16 protein-coding genes are annotated in these 19210 nt (G+C 73.6%); 7 read left to right on the top strand and 9 right to left on the bottom strand.

Features of this window, described 5'->3' with window-relative positions; translation table 11 throughout:
• The first annotated feature begins 199 nt into the window (after positions 1 to 199).
• Positions 200 to 1951, top strand: a complete 1752-nt coding sequence (locus tag LPU43_RS08895; protein ID WP_229399767.1) for an NAD(P)-binding domain-containing protein — start codon at positions 200 to 202, stop codon at positions 1949 to 1951.
• 74 nt (positions 1952 to 2025) lie between these two features.
• Here LPU43_RS08895 and LPU43_RS08890 read toward each other — a convergent pair whose 3' ends face one another.
• Positions 2026 to 2856 (bottom strand): phosphotransferase, encoded by an 831-nt coding sequence (locus LPU43_RS08890; RefSeq protein ID WP_229399766.1) that lies wholly within the window; start codon positions 2854 to 2856, stop codon positions 2026 to 2028.
• A gap of 452 nt (positions 2857 to 3308) precedes the next feature.
• Here LPU43_RS08890 and LPU43_RS08885 point away from each other — a divergent pair, with 452 nt between their 5' ends.
• Positions 3309 to 4151, top strand: a complete 843-nt coding sequence (locus LPU43_RS08885) for a hypothetical protein (RefSeq protein WP_229399765.1) — start codon at positions 3309 to 3311, stop codon at positions 4149 to 4151.
• Between the two features lie 59 nt (positions 4152 to 4210).
• Here the strand turns inward: LPU43_RS08885 and LPU43_RS08880 are convergent, their stop codons facing one another.
• Both LPU43_RS08880 and xseA read right to left on the bottom strand, forming a co-directional pair.
• Positions 4211 to 4435 carry an exodeoxyribonuclease VII small subunit gene (locus LPU43_RS08880; RefSeq protein ID WP_229399764.1) on the bottom strand — a complete coding sequence of 75 codons (225 nt, stop codon included), beginning with the start codon at positions 4433 to 4435 and terminating at the stop codon, positions 4211 to 4213.
• Between the two features lie 43 nt (positions 4436 to 4478).
• Positions 4479 to 5699 carry an exodeoxyribonuclease VII large subunit gene (gene xseA, locus LPU43_RS08875; protein ID WP_229399763.1) on the bottom strand — a complete coding sequence of 407 codons (1221 nt, stop codon included), beginning with the start codon at positions 5697 to 5699 and terminating at the stop codon, positions 4479 to 4481.
• 76 nt (positions 5700 to 5775) lie between these two features.
• Between xseA and LPU43_RS08870 the strand changes: the two genes are divergently transcribed.
• Complete coding sequence (locus LPU43_RS08870) at positions 5776 to 6768, top strand: 4-hydroxy-3-methylbut-2-enyl diphosphate reductase (RefSeq protein ID WP_229399762.1); 993 nt, start codon at positions 5776 to 5778, stop codon at positions 6766 to 6768.
• 45 nt (positions 6769 to 6813) lie between these two features.
• The gene (locus LPU43_RS08865; protein WP_229399761.1) at positions 6814 to 7242 is read left to right on the top strand and encodes a hypothetical protein; all 429 of its coding nucleotides are present in this window, start codon (positions 6814 to 6816) and stop codon (positions 7240 to 7242) included.
• Positions 7243 to 7348: 106 nt separating this feature from the next.
• Here the strand turns inward: LPU43_RS08865 and LPU43_RS08860 are convergent, their stop codons facing one another.
• A complete protein-coding gene (locus LPU43_RS08860) occupies positions 7349 to 10654 on the bottom strand; it encodes a S8 family serine peptidase (protein WP_229399760.1) in 3306 nt (1101 codons plus the stop codon).
• Positions 10655 to 10802: 148 nt separating this feature from the next.
• Positions 10803 to 11981, bottom strand: coding sequence for a DNA recombination protein RmuC (locus tag LPU43_RS08855; protein WP_229399759.1), 1179 nt, complete (start codon positions 11979 to 11981; stop codon positions 10803 to 10805).
• A gap of 54 nt (positions 11982 to 12035) precedes the next feature.
• On the opposite strand from LPU43_RS08855, the gene LPU43_RS08850 reads away from it, so the two are divergent.
• Positions 12036 to 12815, top strand: coding sequence for a hypothetical protein (locus tag LPU43_RS08850; protein ID WP_229399758.1), 780 nt, complete (start codon positions 12036 to 12038; stop codon positions 12813 to 12815).
• Positions 12816 to 12967: 152 nt separating this feature from the next.
• Here LPU43_RS08850 and ppc read toward each other — a convergent pair whose 3' ends face one another.
• The gene (gene ppc / locus LPU43_RS08845; protein ID WP_229399757.1) at positions 12968 to 15754 is read right to left on the bottom strand and encodes a phosphoenolpyruvate carboxylase; all 2787 of its coding nucleotides are present in this window, start codon (positions 15752 to 15754) and stop codon (positions 12968 to 12970) included.
• Between the two features lie 134 nt (positions 15755 to 15888).
• Complete coding sequence (locus tag LPU43_RS08840; RefSeq protein WP_229399756.1) at positions 15889 to 16932, bottom strand: hypothetical protein; 1044 nt, start codon at positions 16930 to 16932, stop codon at positions 15889 to 15891.
• 147 nt (positions 16933 to 17079) lie between these two features.
• Here LPU43_RS08840 and LPU43_RS08835 point away from each other — a divergent pair, with 147 nt between their 5' ends.
• On the top strand, positions 17080 to 18120 hold the full coding sequence (locus LPU43_RS08835) for a S66 family peptidase (protein ID WP_229399755.1): 1041 nt from the start codon (positions 17080 to 17082) through the stop codon (positions 18118 to 18120).
• A gap of 12 nt (positions 18121 to 18132) precedes the next feature.
• Here the strand turns inward: LPU43_RS08835 and LPU43_RS08830 are convergent, their stop codons facing one another.
• Both LPU43_RS08830 and LPU43_RS08825 read right to left on the bottom strand, forming a co-directional pair.
• A complete protein-coding gene (locus tag LPU43_RS08830) occupies positions 18133 to 18360 on the bottom strand; it encodes a winged helix-turn-helix domain-containing protein (RefSeq protein ID WP_229399754.1) in 228 nt (75 codons plus the stop codon).
• Positions 18361 to 18384: 24 nt separating this feature from the next.
• Positions 18385 to 18609: a FadR/GntR family transcriptional regulator gene (locus LPU43_RS08825; RefSeq protein WP_229399753.1), complete on the bottom strand. Its 225-nt coding sequence runs from the start codon at positions 18607 to 18609 to the stop codon at positions 18385 to 18387.
• A gap of 179 nt (positions 18610 to 18788) precedes the next feature.
• Here LPU43_RS08825 and LPU43_RS08820 point away from each other — a divergent pair, with 179 nt between their 5' ends.
• Positions 18789 to 18980, top strand: a complete 192-nt coding sequence (locus LPU43_RS08820; RefSeq protein WP_229399752.1) for a hypothetical protein — start codon at positions 18789 to 18791, stop codon at positions 18978 to 18980.
• Positions 18981 to 19210 lie beyond the last annotated feature (230 nt).

The following is a 19210-nucleotide window of genomic DNA, read 5'->3' as shown; positions in this document are numbered from 1 at the left end:
GACAGGCATCTAATCTGGGTGCAAGGTGGGGGCGTTCGGTTCGACGCAGGTCGAGACACCGATCAGTCGGCGTTGATGCCGGTCGGCGCGACGCGGGACCGGGGGGCGTCGACCGGCGTGCGTGAGCGACGCGGGCACGTGCGCCCCGCGCCACGCGCCACGCGTTTGCCCACATCAGGAACTAACAGGGGGTCGTCACATGAGCGAGGACCAGAGCGCCGCACCGTGCTGCGGCACCGCCCAGGCCGCCGAGCGGGCCGACGCCTGCTGCGATCCGGGCGCGAGGACCGAGGCGGTCGCTACGGGCGGAGGCTGCGGCGGTGCCATCGACGCATCATCCGTAGCTGATGAAAGCGCGGCGGCGCTACCGCCCGGGGTGACCGACCGGGCCGGGCGGGTCGACGGACCGCACCCGGTCGTGGTCATCGGCGCCGGGCCGGTGGGGCTGGCCGCGGCGGCGCACCTGCACGAGCGGGGCCTGCCGTTCACCGTGCTGGAGGCCGGGCCGTCGGCGGGAGCGGCCGTGGCCGAGTGGGGGCACGTGCGGCTGTTCTCGCCGTGGCGGTACAACGTCGACCACGCCGCGCGCCGGCTGCTGGAGGCCGCCGGCTGGGCCGCCCCCGACGCTGAGGCACTGCCCACCGGCGCGGACCTGGTCGAGGCGTACCTGCGACCCCTCGCCGAGCTGCCGCAGCTCGCTCCGCACGTCCGCTACGACGCCCCCGTCGCGGCGATCGGCCGCGTGGGCGTGGACCGGATCAGGACCGCCGGCCGCGAGAACGCCCCGTTCGTCGTGCGGCTCGCCACCGGCGAGGACGTGCTCGCCGCAGCGGTGATCGACGCCTCCGGCACCTGGCGTACCGCGAACGTGCTCGGCGCCACCGGGCTGCCCGCGCACGGCGAGACCGACCCGCAGACCGCGACGCTGATCGACGGCGCGCTGCCCGACGTGCTCGGCGCCGACCGCGACCGCTTCGCCGGCCGGCACACCGTCGTCGTCGGCGCGGGACACTCCGCCGCGAACACACTGCTCGCGCTCGCCGAACTCGCCGAGCAGGAGCCCGGCACGACCATCACCTGGGCCACCCGCGGCGGCTCGATCGACCGCGCGCTCGGCGGCGGGGACGCCGACGCGTTGCCCGGCCGCGGGGCGCTGGGCACCGGGATCAAGCTGCTCGTCGACTCCGGCCGCGTCCGCTTGGTCACCGGCTTCGCCGTACACGCGGTTGCCGCCGTCGACGGGCACGCCGACCTGACCGCCGCTGACGGGCACGCCGACCTGACCGCCGCTGACGGGCGCACCCTGAGCGCCGACCGGATCGTCGCCGCCACCGGCTTCCGACCCGACCACACCATCGCCGCCGAACTGCGTCTCGACCTCGACCCCGTGCTGGGCTGCACCCGGGCCCTCGCGCCGCTGATCGACCCGAACGACCACTCCTGCGGCACCGTCCGCCCGCACGGCATCGACGAACTCACCCAGCCCGAGCCCGGCTACTTCGCCGTCGGCATGAAGTCCTACGGCCGCGCCCCGACCTTCCTCATGGCTACCGGCTACGAGCAGGTCCGCTCCATCACCGCAGCCCTCGCCGGGGACTGGACCGCCGCCCGCGACGTGCAGCTCGACCTGCCCGAAACCGGCGTCTGCTCCTCCGCGCAGGGCTACCAGGCGATGCTCGACGACGCCGCCGCCCGCCACGGCCTTGCCCCGGACGTCCCGGGCCGGCTCATCTCCGCGGCCCTGCGTCACCTGCCCACCGCCGGCACCGTCGCCGCCGCCACCCGCGCCGCCGCCGACGAACTCGGCGTCGACCCCGGCGTCGCGCTGCAACTCGCCGCCCTCGCCGGCAACCAGTTCGACACCACCGACCGGGGCGCGGCGGACGGCGACCTCCCGCCCGCCGAACTCGGCCTGGTCACCGTCTCCTCCGGCGGCGGCTGCTGCGGGTGACCACCCGCCCCACCATCGGCGTCCCCGCCGGCCCCACCAGGGCCGGCGGGGACCACCCGATGACGCGAGTCGGCTCACCCATCCAGATTGGCCGTTGCTTTCCGGAGTTGGCTCAGCCACTCGATGCCGATTCGCCGGCCGTCGGGGAACTGGTCGTCGCGATCCCAGCGCCACGCTGTGATCATTGCCAGCATGAGGGCCCGGCAATTCCGGAGCAGCTGGTGATCGGCACCCGGGTAGTGGTCCCCGACATCGTCGGGCGCGTGGGCCAGGTCGAACTCGATCGGCCCCCGGCAGCACGTCTCGAAGTCGATGAAAAGAGGGCCGGTCCGGGTCGAGATCAGGTTGCCGGGGTGGGGTTCGCCATGCAGGAGTTGCTCGGGCCGACCGCTCTCGGTGACCGCTCGTCGCATGCGGTGCAACGTGCTGGCGAGGAGGACCCGGTCCGAGGCGGCCAGTGCCGGCGTCCGGGCGTGGTCGGCCACCAGCGTCTGGGCTGCGGAAACCCGGTCCGTGAAGTGTGGGGCGGGCAAGTCGATCTCGCGCATTCCGGCGTGCAGACGTTCGAGCGCGGCCACGTATTCCGCGTTGGCGATCGGCTGATCAGTCGCCGGTTCGTAGTAGGTCCACAGGGTGACAACGTAGTCGCCTCGGACAAAGACTTGAGGTGATTCGAGCGCGGCCACCGGGCTTCCGGCCTTGGCCAGCCGGTGAGCGACATCCACTTCGAGCTGGGCGCATTGGTGCGCTGCCGGAGCCACCCGGGCGAGCACGTCGCAGGGCTGCAAACGCAGGGTGAGCGTGTTGGAGTTGTGCAGGACAGCGGCGTCGTGGGCGGTTAGGCCGAGAGAGGAGGCGCTCGAAATTGCTGCCCGTGTTGCCCGCTCAGTCTCATATGCCTGCATCGGAGCACCGTAGTCCAGTGTTCGTGGCGTAACAGCCGTACTTCGTGCCCTGTTCGCCACCCGCCACCGGCCGTGGATCCGCGATCACCGTGCTCTCGGCTCCCTCGGTCTCAACATGGACAGACTTCGAAAGCGCGTTGTCCAGACCGTGCCGCCGTGCCTCTGGCCGCAGCCGCCCCGGCTCCGGCCAGCCGTGACGACGGCTCGCCGTCGCTCCGGTGCGGAACCCGCGAACCCGGAGAACGGGCCAACCAGACCGGTCGATCGCGGGTGGCGAGTCGACGGGACCGGACAGGGATTGCGGAACACGGTCACAGGGAACAGAAGGGGTACGAGGCTCGCCGGGGCACTCCGCCAGTCGGTCGGGACTCGTGCGTCGGAGCCGGCACGGGGCTGCGGCGCCACGCCTCCGGCGCCCTCGCGGACCGGAACGACCCACCTGAGAGGTTCATGTGATCATTCGACGCTTCAGTGCGGCGGTCTTCGCGGCGACGCTGCTCACTCCCGCTCTGGCCGCCTGCGAGAACACCGGGACCGGCGAGGCGGGGGCCTCCGCGTCCCCGACGGCCTCCGGCAGCGCCGCCCCGGGGAGCGCGTCGCCCGGCACGGGCGACGCCAAGCAGGCCCTCCTGAACTCGACCAACGAGATCCGCAACGGCAACTTCCGGTTCACCATGGCCGGCGTCGGCACCACCGCCGAGGGGCAGGTGCACGAGCCCAGCCAGAGCGCTCAGATGAAGCTGAGCGTCGGCGACGCCTCCTCGGACGTCTCGATGAAGCTGGACGTGGTCCACTTCAAGCCGGACAGCTGGGTGAAGATCGACCTCGGCGGCCAGGCCGCCAAGCTGCCCGGCGTGCAGAACCTCAACCTCGGCAAGTACCAGCACCTCGACCAGACCCGGATCAAGGGCAACCGCAGCCTCGGCTTCGACTTCGAGAAGGTCGACCCGGCCGGCAGCGAGGTGCTGACCCAGGGCGTCACCGAGGTGCGGCAGACCGGCGAGGGCGCGTACGCGGGCACGATCGACGTCTCCAAGGCGGCCGAGGCCGGCTCCCTCAACGCCGAGATCATCAAGGCGCTCGGCCAGCAGGCCCGGTCGCTGCCGTTCACCGCGAAGCTGGACCCGCAGGGCCGGCTCAGCGAGCTGGTCATCCAGATCCCGGCGTCCGGCCAGACCAAGGCCCAGGACATCCGGATGACGTACTCCGACTACGGCGCGGCCACCGCCGCCCAGAAGCCCCCGGCCGACCAGGTCGTCGAGGCCCCGAAGGAGCTGTACAACCTGTTCAACTGAGCGCGTCCGGGTGCGGGGCGGCGACCGTCGCCCCGCACCCGCCGTAGAAGGTCACGCCCTCAGGCGTCGGACTGCTGCCGGCGGGCCGCGTCGATGCGGGCGCGGGCCCCGTCGAGCCAGCGCTGGCAGACCTCGGCCAGCTTCTCGCCGCGCTCCCAGAGCGCCAGCGACTCCTCCAGCGAGGTGCCGCCCGCCTCCAGCCGCTCCACCACCGAGGCCAGCTCGGCCCGTGCCTGCTCGTAGCTGAGCCGCTCGTCCGGCCCGGCCTTCTTCTCGTCACTCATCGGCCCCATCCCAGCACATCCCCGCCCGTCCGCCCCGCCGGGCTCAGCCGTCGACCGTGGCGGCCAGCTCGCCGTCGGCGAGGCGTACCCGCAGGGGGTCGCCCGCGTCCACCTCGCCGGCCGCCCGGACGACGTGCCCGTCGGCGCGCTGGACGATCGCGTAGCCGCGCTCCAGCGTCGCGGCGGGGGAGAGGGCGCGCAGCCGGGCCAGCGTGTGTCGCAGCTCGTCGGCCGCGGCGCCGAGCCGGTGGTCCAGGCAGCGGCTGGCCCGCTGGCGCAGGCCGGTCACGTCGGTGGCCCGCTGCTCGATCATCACCTGCGGCCGGGCCAGCACTGGCCGGGACCGCAGCCCGTCGAGGCGGTGCGACTCCCGGTCGACCAGGTTGCGCACCGCCCGCTCCACCCGGTGCCGGGCCTGCTGGATCAGGCGCAGCTCCTCGGCCAGGTCGGGCACCACCCGCTTCGCGGCGTCCGTCGGCGTGGAGGCCCGCACGTCGGCGACGTAGTCGACCAGCGGCGCGTCCGTCTCGTGGCCGATGGCGCTGACCACCGGCGTACGGCAGGCGAAGACCGCCCGGCACAGCGCCTCGTCGGAGAAGGGCAGCAGGTCCTCGATGCCGCCGCCGCCCCGGGCGATGACGATCACGTCGACGGTCGGGTCGGCGTCGAGCACCTTCAGCGCGTCGACGATCTGCGGCACGGCGCCCGTCCCCTGCACCGCCACGTTGATCGTGCGGAACTCCACGGCCGGCCAGCGCCGGCGGGCGTTGGTCAGCACGTCCCGCTCGGCGGCCGAGGCGCGGCCGGTGATCAACCCGATCCGGCCCGGCAGGAACGGCAGCCGGCGCTTGCGGGCCCGGTCGAACAGCCCCTCGGCGGCCAGCAGCTTCTTGAGCTTCTCCAGCCGGGCCAGCAGCTCGCCGAGCCCCACCTGGCGGATCTCGTCGGCGCGCAGGCTCAGCGTGCCCCGCGCCGCGTAGAACTCGGGCTTGGCGTGCAGCACGACCCGCGCGCCCTCCCGCAGCTCGGGCGCGCCCGCGTCCAGCACGTCCCGGTTGGTGGTGACGGTGAGGCTCAGGTCGGCCGAGGGGTCGCGCAGGGTGATGAAGACGGTGCCCGCCCCGGGGCGCCGGCTGATCTGCGCCACCTGCCCGTCCACCCAGACCCAGCCGAGCCGCGCGATCCAGGCCCCCACCTTCTGGCTGACGACCCGCACGGGCCACGGCTCCTCGGAGCTGCTCCGCCCACCCTCATCCGTACTCACGCCACCACCCTACGGACGCCGGGCGGGCGACCCGCGCAGCCGGTGCCGCCTGTCGGGGCGGCAGTACGATGGGCGGGTGACTCAGGCTGAGGCGACCCCCCCGACCGGCAAGCGCGTGCTCCTGGCCAAGCCCCGCGGCTACTGCGCGGGCGTCGACCGGGCGGTGCAGACCGTCGAGGAAGCGCTGCGGCTCTACGGGGCCCCGATCTACGTGCGCAAGGAGATCGTGCACAACAAGCACGTGGTGCGGACCCTGGAGGCCGAGGGCGCGATCTTCGTGGAGGAGAACGAGGAGGTGCCCGAGGGCGCCACCGTGATCTTCTCCGCCCACGGCGTCGCCCCGGAGGTTTACGAGCAGGCGCGGGCCCGCTCCCTCAAGGCCATCGACGCGACCTGCCCCCTGGTGACGAAGGTGCACCAGGAGGCGAAGCGGTTCGCCGCCGAGGACTACGACATCCTGCTGATCGGCCACGAGGGCCACGAGGAGGTCATCGGCACCGCCGGCGAGGCCCCCGAGCACATCCAGCTCGTCGACGGCCCGGACGGCGCCGACAAGGTCACCGTGCGGGACCCGAGCAAGGTGGTCTGGCTCTCCCAGACCACGCTGTCGGTCGACGAGACGCTGGAGACGGTGGCCCGGCTCAAGACGCGGCTGCCGCTGCTCCAGTCGCCCCCCAGCGACGACATCTGCTACGCCACCTCCAACCGGCAGCACGTGGTCAAGGAGATCGCCCCCGAGTGCGACGTGGTGCTCGTCGTCGGGTCGCGCAACTCCTCCAACTCCGTCCGGCTGGTCGAGGTCGCCCTGGACGCCGGTGCCCGCGCCGGCCACCTGGTCGACTTCGCGACCGAGATCGACGACGCCTGGCTGGAGGGGGCCCGCACGGTCGGCCTGACCTCCGGCGCGAGCGTCCCCGACGAGCTGGTCCAGGACGTGCTGGCGCACCTCGCCGCGCGGGGCTTCGCCGACGTGGAGGAGGTGGTTACCGCCAACGAGCGGCTCACCTTCTCCCTGCCCCAGGAGCTCAAGCGCGACATGAAGGCGGCGGCTGCCGCCGCCCGCGCCTGACCCGGGGCCGGGGAACGGATCATCGGGCCGCCGCGTCAGATGGGCATGAGAACTGTTCGGACCGCCCTCGTCGCGCTGGTCGCCGGCGCCGCCCTGAGCGCGTGCGCCGGCCAGGGCGCCGGTGACGGCACCCCCGCCCCCAGCCCCTCGGGAGGTTCTCCGGTGACCGACGCGCCCAGCACCGGCCCAGCCGACCCGACCGCCGTCGCCCCCTCCTCCACCTTCCCCCCGAAGGACCGCCCCGGCCGCCCGAGCCGCCCGCCGGGCCCTGGCGCGACCACGCTCACCGGCACGGTCGAGGCGGGGGTCGAGCCCGGCTGCCGCCTGCTGGACGGCTACCAGCTCATCGGCGGCCCGACCGACGTCCTGACCGCCGGCGCGAAGGTCACCGTCACCGGCCAGGCCAAGCCGGACATGATGACCACCTGCCAGCAGGGCACCCCCTTCGTCGTGGAGTCCGCCCGCCGCGCCTGACCCGCCGCGCCCGCCGTACCGGCCGGGCCGGGACGACGGGAGCCCGCCCCCGCGATGGGCGGGGACGGGCTCCCGGTGGTGGTGCTGGTCAGTCAGGCGGGTGCGATCAGTTGACCGCGCCGATCGCCACGGAGCCGACGCCGACGACCGCGCCCTCGGTGGTGGTGACGGCCAGGTCGCCGTAGAGCGACCGGCCGGCGGCCGGGGCGGACTGGGCGGTCACCGTGCCCGTGAGGGTGGCCCTGGCGCCGTTGGCCAGGGCGACCGGGGTGCTCGGGGAGGTCAGCGTGCCCAGCGACGCGGCCGAGAACGAGTCCCGGTAGTCGTAGGCGGTGCTGGTGCCCGGCCCGTTCACGCCGTACCCGTCGACCACCACACGGTAGGTGCCGGCCGCCGGGTTGGTCAGGGTCACCGCCTCCTCCGAGTCGCCGTCGGCCGACCGGCCCACCCGGGTCGTACCGAGGAAGACCGACAGGTCCAGGTCGGCGCCGACGTCCTCCGTGTTGCCGATCCGGGCCGTGAAGGTGGCGGCGCCGGCCGGGACCTCGACCAGGTACTCCTGGCTGGTGCCCTCGGCGATGGTCGGCCGCTGCGCGCGCACGCTGGCCAGCGGGCCACCCTGGCCGGTCACCGCGACCGGGCCGAAGGTGTTGGTGAGGCCCCAGTTGACGGCGGTCGGGGTGCCGGCGGTCACCGACGGCAGCTCGATCACGGCCGGCTCGACCGTGACGCCCTGCACCCGCACCTGGAGCTGGAACGGGTTGTCCAGCGCCGGCGAGGTGCGCCGCGCCTCCACCTCGAACTCCCAGACCCCGGCGATGGGGTTCCGGTAGTCCCGCTCCTGCGGCTTGCAGGCCGCCACGTTGGAGAAGTTGGTAAAGCAGGCGGTGCTCGCGGTGCTCTCGGCCGGCAGGCCGTACGGGTTGATCGCGATGAACCGGGTCTGCGAGCCGGTCGCGATGCCGGACAGGTCGACCTGGATCGCGCCCGTCCCCGGCGGCACCTCCACGAAGTACGAGCGGGAGGAGTTCCGCTCGACCGAGCCCTCGACGGTCGACGAGTACGCCGGCTTCGTCACCTGGTCGGCGGCGACCACGACGGTGGAGACCTCGAAGTCGACCACCGAGGTGGCCGGGTCGTCGACCAGCAGCAGCGCGCTGTGCGCCCCGGCGGTCTTCGGCTTGGCCTTGACCGGGATGGTGACGGTCTTGTTCAGCGGCAGCCACACCTCCTTCTTCGCGCTGAAGGTGCCGTCGTCGCCGCGCAGCGACAGGTCGTGCCGGATGCTCTTGTTCGGGCCGCTGGTCCGGGTGACCTCGATCTCGTACGTCTTGGACTTCTTCACCGGCTGCCCGCCCTGCAAGACGGCGCAGCGGTTGTACACGCCCGCGCCCCGGTGCGGGTTCGCCACGAAGGTGCCGGTGGCCCTGTCGTACCGGGTGAGGTTCTTCGACAGCTCCGTGCAGACGGGCGCGTCGGAGACGTACGACCGGGTCTGCACGCCCTGCTCCAGCAGCCGCCACGCGCCCGGCACGTCGAACATGCCGTAGCCCTGCGCGTACGTCGCCACGCCGGGGATCGGCTTGGCCGACGTGTAGACGGCCCGGCGCAGCGCGGCCGGGGTGACGCCCCGGTCGGTCGCCTTGGCGGCGGAGAGCAGCAGGGCGGCGGCGCCGGTGGCCTGCGGGGCGGCCATCGAGGTGCCGTTGAGCATCTGGTAGCCCGGCGGCAGCGGGTAGCCGGCCTCGGGGACCGCGTTGCCGGCCTGCCAGGTCGGCGCGGTGGAGATCGCCGAGCCGGGGGCCGCGATGTTCGGCTTGAAGCCGCCGTCCTCACGCGGGCCGCGCGAGGAGAAGTTGAACAGCGCGTTGTCCCGGCGGACGACCGAGCCGTAGTTCGCCAGCCAGGTGTCGTCGCTGATGCTGGCGGCGACGCTGACCACGTTCTCCGCCACCGACGGGTCGCCGACGGTGTTGACGCCGGGGCCGGAGTTGCCGGCCGAGATGAACAACTGCACGCCGTAGACGCTGATCAGCTCGTTGTAGAGCTGGGCGCGGGCGTTGGAGCCGTCGTTGAGCGCCGGCAGGCCGCCGATCGACATGTTGACCACGTCGACCTTGCGGTTGATCACCAGGTCGGCCATGCCGGTGGTGAGCGCCGCGGCGGTGCAGCCGCCGCCCCAGGAGCAGGCGCGGGCGGAGACGAGCCTAGCGCCGGGGGCCGCGCCGTCGAACGCGCTGTTGCCCAGCATGTCGTTGGCGGCGGTGATGCCGGCCACGTGCGTGCCGTGCGTGGACTCGACGATGCCGATGTTGACGAAGTCGTAGTACGGCCCCGGCTGGTTGTCGCCCGGGTTGGCGTCGACGTCCTCGCGGTACTCGACGACGAACGGGATCTGCTCGCGCACCGGGGTGGCCGGGTTGTCCGTGCCGAAGTGCCCGACCTGGAACTTCTCCCGGTACGGGCGCATCACCTCGTCGTCGGTGAAGTCCCGGTTCTGGTTGGCGTCGACCCGGATGTCGTGGGTCGTGGCGTCGTAGAGGATGCCGAAGACGTCGGTGGTGTCGCCGTCGCGGTTGACGTCACCGGCCGGGTCGCTGCCGGCCGTGGTCGACTCGCGGAAGGTCGAGAAGCGGTAGCTGCCGGCCGGGGCGGTCCAGGTCGCGCCGCCCACGGTGAAGCTGGGGCCGGCGACCTCGGTGATCATGGCGCGCCAGGTGGCGTCCTCCAGCGGGTCCGTGGCGGTGACCCAGTCGACGATCTTGCGCTCGCCGGTGGTGGTCCGCTGGAGCGCCGGCTGGTCGAGGTCCACGCCGGAGTCCATGATGCCGATGGTCACGCCGCGACCGTCCCACTCGGGGTGGGTGGCCTTGAACGCCTCCGCGCCGGTCTCGCTGGTCGGCATGTACGGGTTGACCGCGCCGGTGTCGGCGCCCGGCCCGGCCAGGGTCCGTCCCTGGGCGGCGGCCTTCGCGCCCGAGGGCGCCGCCTCCGGGGTCGGGTCGGGGAGCTGGATCGTCTCGTCGAGGTCGACCGCGGCGACGCCGGGCAGGGTCGCCGCCCGGAGCACCTGCGCGGTGGGGACCTTCGCCAGCACGTACCCGATGGTGTCGAAGCGCCGGCTCACCGTGCCGCCGAGGCGCTGCACGGCGTCCGCGACGTCCTTCGCCTCGCCCTTGTCGGTGGCGACGATCAGGGTGACGGTGCTGGCCTTCTTCGCCTCGGCCTCGGCCAGCAGCTTCGCGTCGTGCGCGCCCAGGGTCTCCACGGCGGTGGACTGTGGAGCCTCGGGCTCGGCGGGGGCGGCGCTCGCGGTGGCGGCGCCGCCCGCGCCGGTCATGGCACCGGCGGCCACGACCGACGCGAGGAGCCCGGCCGACGTGCGCCGGCTCCGGTTGCGGGGTGTCGTCACGTCTTTGATTCCTCCGGAGAACAGGCCCTCAGAGGCAGGGCGCGGGTGTGACCAGATCCTTGGCTTCGGGAAGGGTCGATGTCACTAGCGCCGGATCAGTTGTGACCACCTCGTGACGTGTTGGGTCAACGTGGACACGCCGCAGGTGCTATTGGTCGCTCCGCGTCGACCGTTCGGCCACTGTGCTGCCCGGCTCCACCAGCTCCGGGGCCTGCGGCTGCCGGGGCGCGACCTCCACCTGCGCCGGCGTGGTCAGCTCCCGGTCGGAGACGCCCAGCTCCGCGAGCTTGCGGGCGCTGACGAGGACCCGCGCCTCCAGCGAGCCGACCGCCCGGTTGTACGCCGTCACCGCCCCGCCCAGCGACGCGCCGAGCTTGCCGACGTGGTCGCCCAGGGTGGACAGCCGTCCGTACAGCTCGCGGGCCAGCGAGTGCACCGCTACCGCGTTGCGGGCCAGCACCTCCTGCCGCCACGAGTACGCCACCGTGCGCAGCAGCGCCACCAGGGTCGCCGGGGTGGCCAGCACCACGTTGCGGGCGAACGCGTGCTCCAGCAGCGTCGGGTCGCGCTGCAACGCCACGTCGAGGAACGGGTCGGCCGGCACGAAGAGCACCACGAACTCGGGCGTCGAGTCGAACGCCGCCCAGTAGGTCTTCGCGGCCAGCGCGTCGACGTGCGCCCGCAGGTGCCGGGCGTGGGCGTCGAGGTGGGTGTCCCGGCCCCGCTCGTCGCGCGCCTCCATCGCCGTCAGGTAAGCGTCGAAGGGCGCCTTCGCGTCCACCACCACCGTCCGGCCGCCGTGCAGCCGGACCACCAGGTCGGGGCGTACCCCCTGGTGGTCCGTCGCGGCCGTGACCTGCTCGTTGAAGTCGCAGTGCTCCACCATGCCGGCGGCCTCGACGATCCGGCGGAGCTGGTGCTCGCCCCAGCGGCCCCGCACCTGGGGCGCGCGCAGCGCCGCCACGAGCTGCTTGGTCTCGGTACGCAGCTCGCCCGAGACCGCCCCCATCGCCCGGACCTGCTCGCGCAGCTCGGCGTACGCGTCGACCCGGGCGTGCTCCAGCTCCGCCACCCGGGCCTCGTAGCGGCGCAGGGTGTCGTGCAGCGGCGCCACCGCCCGCGCGACCGCCTCCTGGGACTGCGCGGTCGCCTCGTAGCTCAGCGCCCGCATCGACTGCTCCAGCCGCCCCTCGCCCTCCCGGGTGGCGGCGAGCGTGGCCTCCAGCCGGGCGATCTCCGTCGCCGACCGGGACCGGGCGGCGAACCAGCCCAGCGCGCCGCCCGCGGCGAGGCAGAGCAGCACCACGGCCAGGGTCGAGAAGCTCATCACCTGAGCTTGCCAAACGCGTATGACGTGCGCTCGCTGGGTACGTTCGGCGGCATGGAACTTCTGCTCGTGGTCGTCCTCGTCGCGGTGCTGGTCGGTGGCCTGATCTGGTGGCGTCGGGACAGCGCGGCGCGGGAGGCACGCAGCCTGGCCGACGCGCGCGCCGACGCCCAGCGCTGGTACGAGCGCCTCGGCGGCCAGGTGATGAACCTGCACGGCGACGCCCCGGCCGTGCGGCAGGCCCTGGTCGACGCCGGCGAGCGGTACAACGCGGCGGGCAGCCAGTTGGAGCAGGCCCGCACGGCGCACCAGTACCGGCTGGCCCGGGAGACCGCGCTGGAGGGGCTGGCGTACGCGCGGGCGGCCCGGGTGGCGCTGGGCCTCGACCCCGGCCCCGAGCTGCCGCCGCTGGCCTCCGCGCAGGGCGCCGGCCAGCTCACCCGGGAGCGCGAGGTCAACGTGCAGGGGCAGACCTTCCGGGCCGGCCCCCGGCCGGGCCAGGGCACGCCCTACTACTACCCGGGTGGGCGGTACCAGGGGCGGCCGGTGCCGGCCGGCTGGTACTCGACGCCGTGGTGGAAGACGGCGCTCGGGGCGGGCGCGGGCGTGCTCGGCGGCATGCTGATCGCCGACGCGCTCTTCTCCCCGGCGTTCGCCGACCCCGGATACGGGTACGGGGCCGGCTACCAGGAGGGCTTCGGCGATGGCGCGGAGTACGGCGAGGGCTTCGGCGGCGACCAGGCCGGCGACTTCGGCGGCGGTGGAGACTTCGGCGGCGGGGATTTCGGCGGCGGCGACTTCGGTGGGGGTGACTTCGGCGGCGGCGACTGGTGACCGCCGCCGCCCGCCACGCTGCTGCCCCGCCGTGCGCTGCTGCCCCGCCGCTGCCGCACCGTGCGCCGCCCGGCGCGCTGCCGCCGGTTTGGGGCGTTAGGAGGGGGCCCCTGCTATGCGGAAAGCGTTAACAGGGGTCCCCTCCTTACACCTCAGCCCGTGTTGCGCATACCGGCGGCGATGCCGTTGACCGTGGTGAGCAGCGCCCGCTCCAGCGCCGTGCCGTCGTTGGGGGCGCGCCGGCCGCCCGGGGCGGTCACCACGGCCCGACCGGCCGCGCCCGACTCCCGGTACTGCCGCAGCAGCGCCACCTGGAGGTGGTGCAGCGGCTCCAGGTAGGTGTCGCGCACCGCTAGGGTGCGCTGGAGCACCGGCGAGTTCTCCAGCAGGGCCGGCGAGGCGGTGACCGCCAGTACCTCCCGCTTGGTCAGCTCGTACTCCTCCTCGATCGTCGAGAAGATCGGGTGCAGCTTCTTCGGCACCAGCGTCTCGACGTACCGGCGGGCGATGCTCAGGTCGGTCTTGGTCAGCATCATCTCGACGTTCGACAGGAACGTGCGGAAAAAGTGCCAGTTGCGGTGCATCTCGGCGAGCACGTCCTCCAGGCCGGCCTCGCGGGCCGCCGCCAGGCCGGAGCCCACCCCGAACCAGCCGGGCACGATCTGCCGGGTCTGCGTCCAGCCGAAGACCCACGGGATGGCCCGCAGCCCGGCCAGCCCGGCCCCGGTGTTCGGGCGCTTCGCCGGCCGGGAGCCGATGTTCAGCGCGCCGAGCAGCTCGGTCGGCGTGGACGCCCAGAAGTACTCCGGCAGGTCCGGGTTCTCCACCAGCGAGCGGTAGGAGCGGAACGCCGAGTCGGAGACCACGTCCATCGCCGCGTCCCAGCGCTCCAGCATCTCGGCGGGCTGCCGGGGCGCGGTGTGCAGCAGGGTCGCCTGGAGCACGGCGGCCATCGTCAGCTCCAGGTTCTCCCGGGCCAGCGCCGGCAGCGTGTACTTGTCGGAGATGACCTCGCCCTGCTCGGTGACCTTGATCGCGCCGTCCAGCGTGCCGTACGGCTGGGCCAGGATCGCCTCGTGGGTGGGGCCGCCGCCGCGCCCGACGGTGCCGCCCCGGCCGTGGAACAGCCGCAGGTGCACCCCGTGCCGGGCGGCCACGTCGCGCAGCGCCCGCTGGGCCCGGTGGATCGACCACTGGCTGGTGGTGATGCCCGCCTCCTTGTTCGAGTCGGAGTAGCCCAGCATCACCTCCTGCACGTCGCCCCGGGCCGCCACGAGCGCCCGGTACGCGGGCAGCGACAGCAGCTCGTCGAGCAGTTCGCCGCCGGAGTTCAGCTCGGCCGGGGTCTCCAGCAGCGGCACGAAGCCGACCCGGGCCCGGCCGCTGTGCACGTCCACCAGCCCGGCCTCGCGGGCCAGCAACACGGCGGCGAGCACGTCGTCCACGCCGAGGGTCATCGAGATGATGTACGACTCGATGACCTCGGAACCGAAGCGGTCCTGCGCCTCGCGGATCGTGGTGAACACGTCGAACGTCTTGCGGGCGCTCTCGGTCAGCGGCGTGTCCAGCGTCGACAGCGGCCGGCGGCCGGTCAGCTCGTCGGCGAGCAGCTTCGTGCGCTCCAGGCGGGTCAGCGCCGGGTAGTCGGAGACCTCGCCGACCGCCGCGTACAACTGGGTGAGCACCTCGTGGTGCTTCTCGGCGTGCTCGCGCACGTCCATCGTCGCCAGGTGCAGGCCGAACGCGGACACCGTACGGATGGTGGAGGCGAGCCGGCCCACGGCGGTGAGCTGGCCGGCGTTGCGGGCCAGCGAGGCGCGCAGCAGCTCCAGGTCGGCGATCAGCTCGGCGGAGCCCTGGTAGTCCCGCCCGGGCACGTGCGGGGTGCCCAGGCGCAGCCGCTCCCGGGTGTTGGCCAGCTTCGCCTTCACGCATCGGGCCTTGAGCCGGTACGGCTCCTCGGCGTTGACCCGGCGGAACCGGGGGGCCACGTCGGGCAGCGCGTCCAGGTCGGCGGCGAGGCTCGCGGAGAGGTCCAGCGACACCCCGCGCAGCCGGCGGGAGACGGACACCTCGGTGATCAGGTGGTCCATCGCCGCCTCGGTGGCCGAGATGCCGTGCTCGTGCTGGATGCGCAGCACCTCGCCGGTCACCTGCGGGGTGACGAACGGGTTGCCGTCCCGGTCGCCGCCGATCCAGGTGCCGAAGGTCAGCGGGCGGGAGGTCGGCGACGTCTCCACCCCGAGGGTGCGCAGCGTGTCGGCGAGGTCGTCGAGCACCTGCGGGGCGGCCTCGGCGTACAGGTCGCGCAGGTAGTAGATGGCGTTGCGGGCCTCGTCGGTGGGGTCGGGCCGGTCGAGCCGCAGCTCGTCGGTCTGCCACATCAGGTCCAGCAGCTCGGCCAGGCGCCGGTTCGCCGGCCCCTCGTCGCTGGCCCCGTAGAGGATCGCGTTGGCGGTCTCGGCGTCCAGTTGGTCGGCGACCGCGCGCAGCTTCGACAGGATCGACCGGCGGGCCGCCTCGGTCGGGTGGGCGGTGAAGACCGGCCGTACGGCGAGCCGGCGGGCCACCGCCGCGATCTCCTCGGCGGGCACCCCGCGCTCGGCGATCATCTTGGCCGCCTGGTCGAGCCAGCCGCCCTGGGCCGCCCGGCGGCGGCGCAGGTCCCGGGCCCGGTGCACCTGCTCGGTGATGTTGGCCAGGTGGAAGTAGGTGGAGAAGGCGCGGGCCAGCTTGGTGCCGGTGGTGACGTCCAGCCCGCCGAGCCGCTGGGCGGCGGTGGGGGCGTCGGAGCGCACCAGGGCGCGGATCTCCTCGACCAGGTCGAGCAGGGGGCGGCCCTCCTGCCGGGCGAGGGTCTGCCCGAGCAGGGTGCCGAGGCGGCGGATGTCGGCCCGCAGTGCGGCGTCGGGGCCGTCGTGGTCGTGGTGGTCGGTCACGGGTGCGCTCCTTGCGCCGAGGGACGAAGGACCGCGCTGTCCGACTCCCTGGATCGTATCCGCGCCGACCCCTTCGAAAGGAGGGGCCCCTTGTTATCGCTTTTTGTCGTACAGGGGGCCCCTGCAAACGCCCGTCACCCGGCCCGGCGCGCATCTTCCCTGGTGGGAGGCGTGCGCCGGGCGGCGGCCCGCCGGCTGCGGAACAGGGTGGCCGTGAGCAATCCCACGACGCCGAGCACCGTCCAGAGGGCGAGGGCGCCCAGCGGCCAGCGGACCGACCGGCGGTCGAAGTAGACCGCCGACTTGATCAGATCGGTGGCCAGCCCGGGCACGTTCCACCGGTGCATCCCGCGCAGCCAGCCGGGCAGGAACTCCGGGGCGTAGACGCCGCCGGAGCCGGGGTTGCCGAGCACCACGAGCAGCAGGATGACGAGCCCGGTGCCGAGCAGGCCGAGCCACCCCTGCACGGCGGCGGCGACCATCCCGGCGGCGAAGACCACGAGCGCCCCGACCGCCGCGACCGCCGGCACGTCGTGGTCGTACACGTCCAGCACCGGGCCGACGATCAGCGCGCCCACCACGCCGAGCACCACCGCGTACGCGGCGAGGGCGGCGATCCGCAGCCCGGCGCGTGCCAGGCTGCGGGGCGCGGTGCCGGTCTTCAGCCCCAGCGCCGTGGACGCGAGGTAGCCGCCGAGCACGTAGCCGACCGCGAGGTAGAACGGGACGAGGCCGCGCGGGTCGCCCGCCGCCACGGGCACCTCGTCGGTCACCTCCAGCGGCAGGTTCGCCTCCCGGGCGGCCTGGCCGAGCACCTGCTCGATCAGCTCGGTGGCGGCCGGCGCGGAGGCGCTCGCGGCGGCCAGGCGCAACCCGCCCTGCGGCGTGGAGGTGAGCACCCCGTACACGTCCCGGGTGAGCAGGCCGTCGTCGGCGGCTGCGGCGTCGTCGTACTCGACGGCTTCGATCGCGTCGGTCCGGCCGCGCACGGCGGCCAGGACCGCCTCGGCGCGCTGGTCGCCGAAGACCACCCCGACCGGTACGTCGCGGGGGGTGGGCTGGTGCAGCGCTCCCACGTACGCGGCGATGAACGCGGCTGCCAGCGCCAGCGTGCCGACCAGCAGGGCGGCGGTGCGGGGCAGCCAGTCGCGCAGCGGAAGATCCGCCTCCTCGTCCACGTGGCCAGCCTAGGGGGCGTTATGCCTGGCTTGCGGCGTTTCGCGGGTGCGCGGTCGGGCGCGTTCAGGCGCGGTCGTGCGTGGTCGGGCGGGGCCGGGCGTGGTCGGGCGCGGAAAAGCGGTTGGGGCCGCCGGTAGCGTCGGACCATGGAGTCGTTGAGGTATCCGCCCAAGCCGAGGCCGGGGGACCGGGTCGCGGTCGTCTCACCCTCCGCCGGGCTGCCGGCGATCTTCCCCCACGTGTACGAGATGGGCCTGCGCCGGCTGCGCGACGAGTTCGGCCTGGAGCCGGTCGAGTACCCGACCACCCGGGTCATGGGAGCCGACCCGCGCCACCGGGCCCGGGACCTCACCGCCGCCTTCGCGGACCCGTCGATCACCGCCGTCCTCGCCACGATCGGCGGGGACGACCAGATCACCGTCACCCCGCACCTGGACGACGCCGTCCTCCGGGCCAACCCGAAGCCCTTTTTCGGCTACTCCGACAACACGAACCTGCTCCATCACCTGCACCGGCTGGGGATCGTGGCGTACCACGGCGGGTCCGTGCTGGTGCACCTCGGCCGGCCGGGCGCGCTCCACCCGCTGACCGCCGACTCGCTGCGCGCCGCCCTGTTCACCTCCGACTGGTACGACCTCGTCCCCGCCCCCGAGTGGGGCGACCAGCCGAACGACTGGCGCGACCCGGCCACCCTCGCCGACGAGCCGGTCATGTTCCCCGGAGCGGGCTGGCGCTGGCAGGGTCCGGCGACGGTGGTGCGGGGCCGGACCTGGGGCGGCAACCTGGAGATCCTGCACTGGCTGCTGGCCGCCGACCGGGTCGGGGCGGTCGCCGACCACGCGGGCGAGGTGCTGATCGTCGAGACCTCGCAGGAGCTGCCGTCGGGCACCGAGGTGTACCGGATGCTGCGCAACCTGGGGGAGCGCGGGCTGCTCGCCGGCTTCCCGGCCGTGCTCGTCGGCCGGGCCAAGGCGTGGGACTTCGCCCACCCGCACACCTCTGAGCAGCGGCGGGCGTACGCGGACGAGCAGCGGGCGGCGGTGACCCGGGCGCTGGCGGAGTACGCCCCGGATGCGGTGGCCGTCTTCGACGTCGACCTCGGCCACACCGACCCGCAGGTGGTCGTTCCGTACGGCGGCGAGGTGATCGTGGACGCGGTGGAACGCCGCATCACCGTCCGCTACTGACCGCCGGCGTGCTCATCGGGCGTCCTGGTCCCGCACGAAGACGCCGGCGCCCGGGACGCCCTCCAGCAGGCCCCGGGCCTTCAGCCAGTCGATGGCCGAGCGGACCACCTGGCGGGAGACGCCGAACTCGGCGCACAGCTGGGTGCCGGAGGGCAGCTTGCCTCCCGGCGGGTACTCGCCGGACTCGATGCGGCCGGTCAGGGTGTCGATGAGTCGCTGTTTCTTCGTGTACGCAGGCATGGGCCTACTTCCGCCGATCGCGTCCTACTGGCCGTCCCGACTGCGTACGAAGACCCCCTCGCCCTGCCTGCCCTCGATGAGCCCTTCGGCCTTGAGGATGAGCAGGGCGGTGCGGACCGACCCGTAGGAGACCGAGTACTGCTCGATCAGGCCCTGGGTGGTGGGGAGCTGGTCGCCGGGTTTGAGCACTCCGCTCCGGATCTGTTCGCGGATCGCCGAGGCGACCTGCTCGTATTTGGGTGTGTTCATGGTGTCTCCCTGGCTCGCGGAACCAAGTAGATCACCAGAGATTGACACTGTCTATAACGGCGACAATGTCGAAACCGAACCCCGCCCATCCACCCTGGTGTCTGCGCGGCCCGGACTGCGCCGCGCCGAACGACCTGCACCTGTCCCGCCTGACGAGCGTGGCTGTCCGAGGTGACGAGGTGATCCAGGTCGGAATCGGCCTGTGGCGGATGGACGTCGGCCCGACTCCGCCGTCCGGCCTGCTGCTGGAGCTCTCCGCAGGGGCGGACGTCGAGCGGTGGCCGATCGACCTGGCGCAGTCCCGTGCCCTGGCACACCTGGCCCCGCGGTTGCTGCGTCAGCTCGACCCGGGCTCGCTTCGCGTCGCCTGATCGGGGTCGCGCCGCCCGGGCCGCCTCCAGGTCGCCGACATGGCGGTGTCCGGGGCCCTGGGATACCGCCATGTCGGGGACCTGGTGTTGATCTTGGCCGCGCGGCGCCGCGCCGCGAACGTGCCCCGTCCGGCCCGCCCGGCCCCGCCCCCGTCGGCCCGCCGTCTCCAGGTCGCCGACATGGCGGGGTCCGGGGCGCTGGGATGCCGCCATGTCGGGGACCTGGTGTC

The sequence above is a fragment of the Micromonospora okii genome (assembly GCF_020884795.1).
Taxonomy (GTDB): Bacteria; Actinomycetota; Actinomycetes; order Mycobacteriales; family Micromonosporaceae; genus Micromonospora; species Micromonospora okii.
The sequence above is the reverse complement of the archived record's forward strand: the minus strand, read 5'-3'. Positions and strand labels throughout refer to the sequence as shown.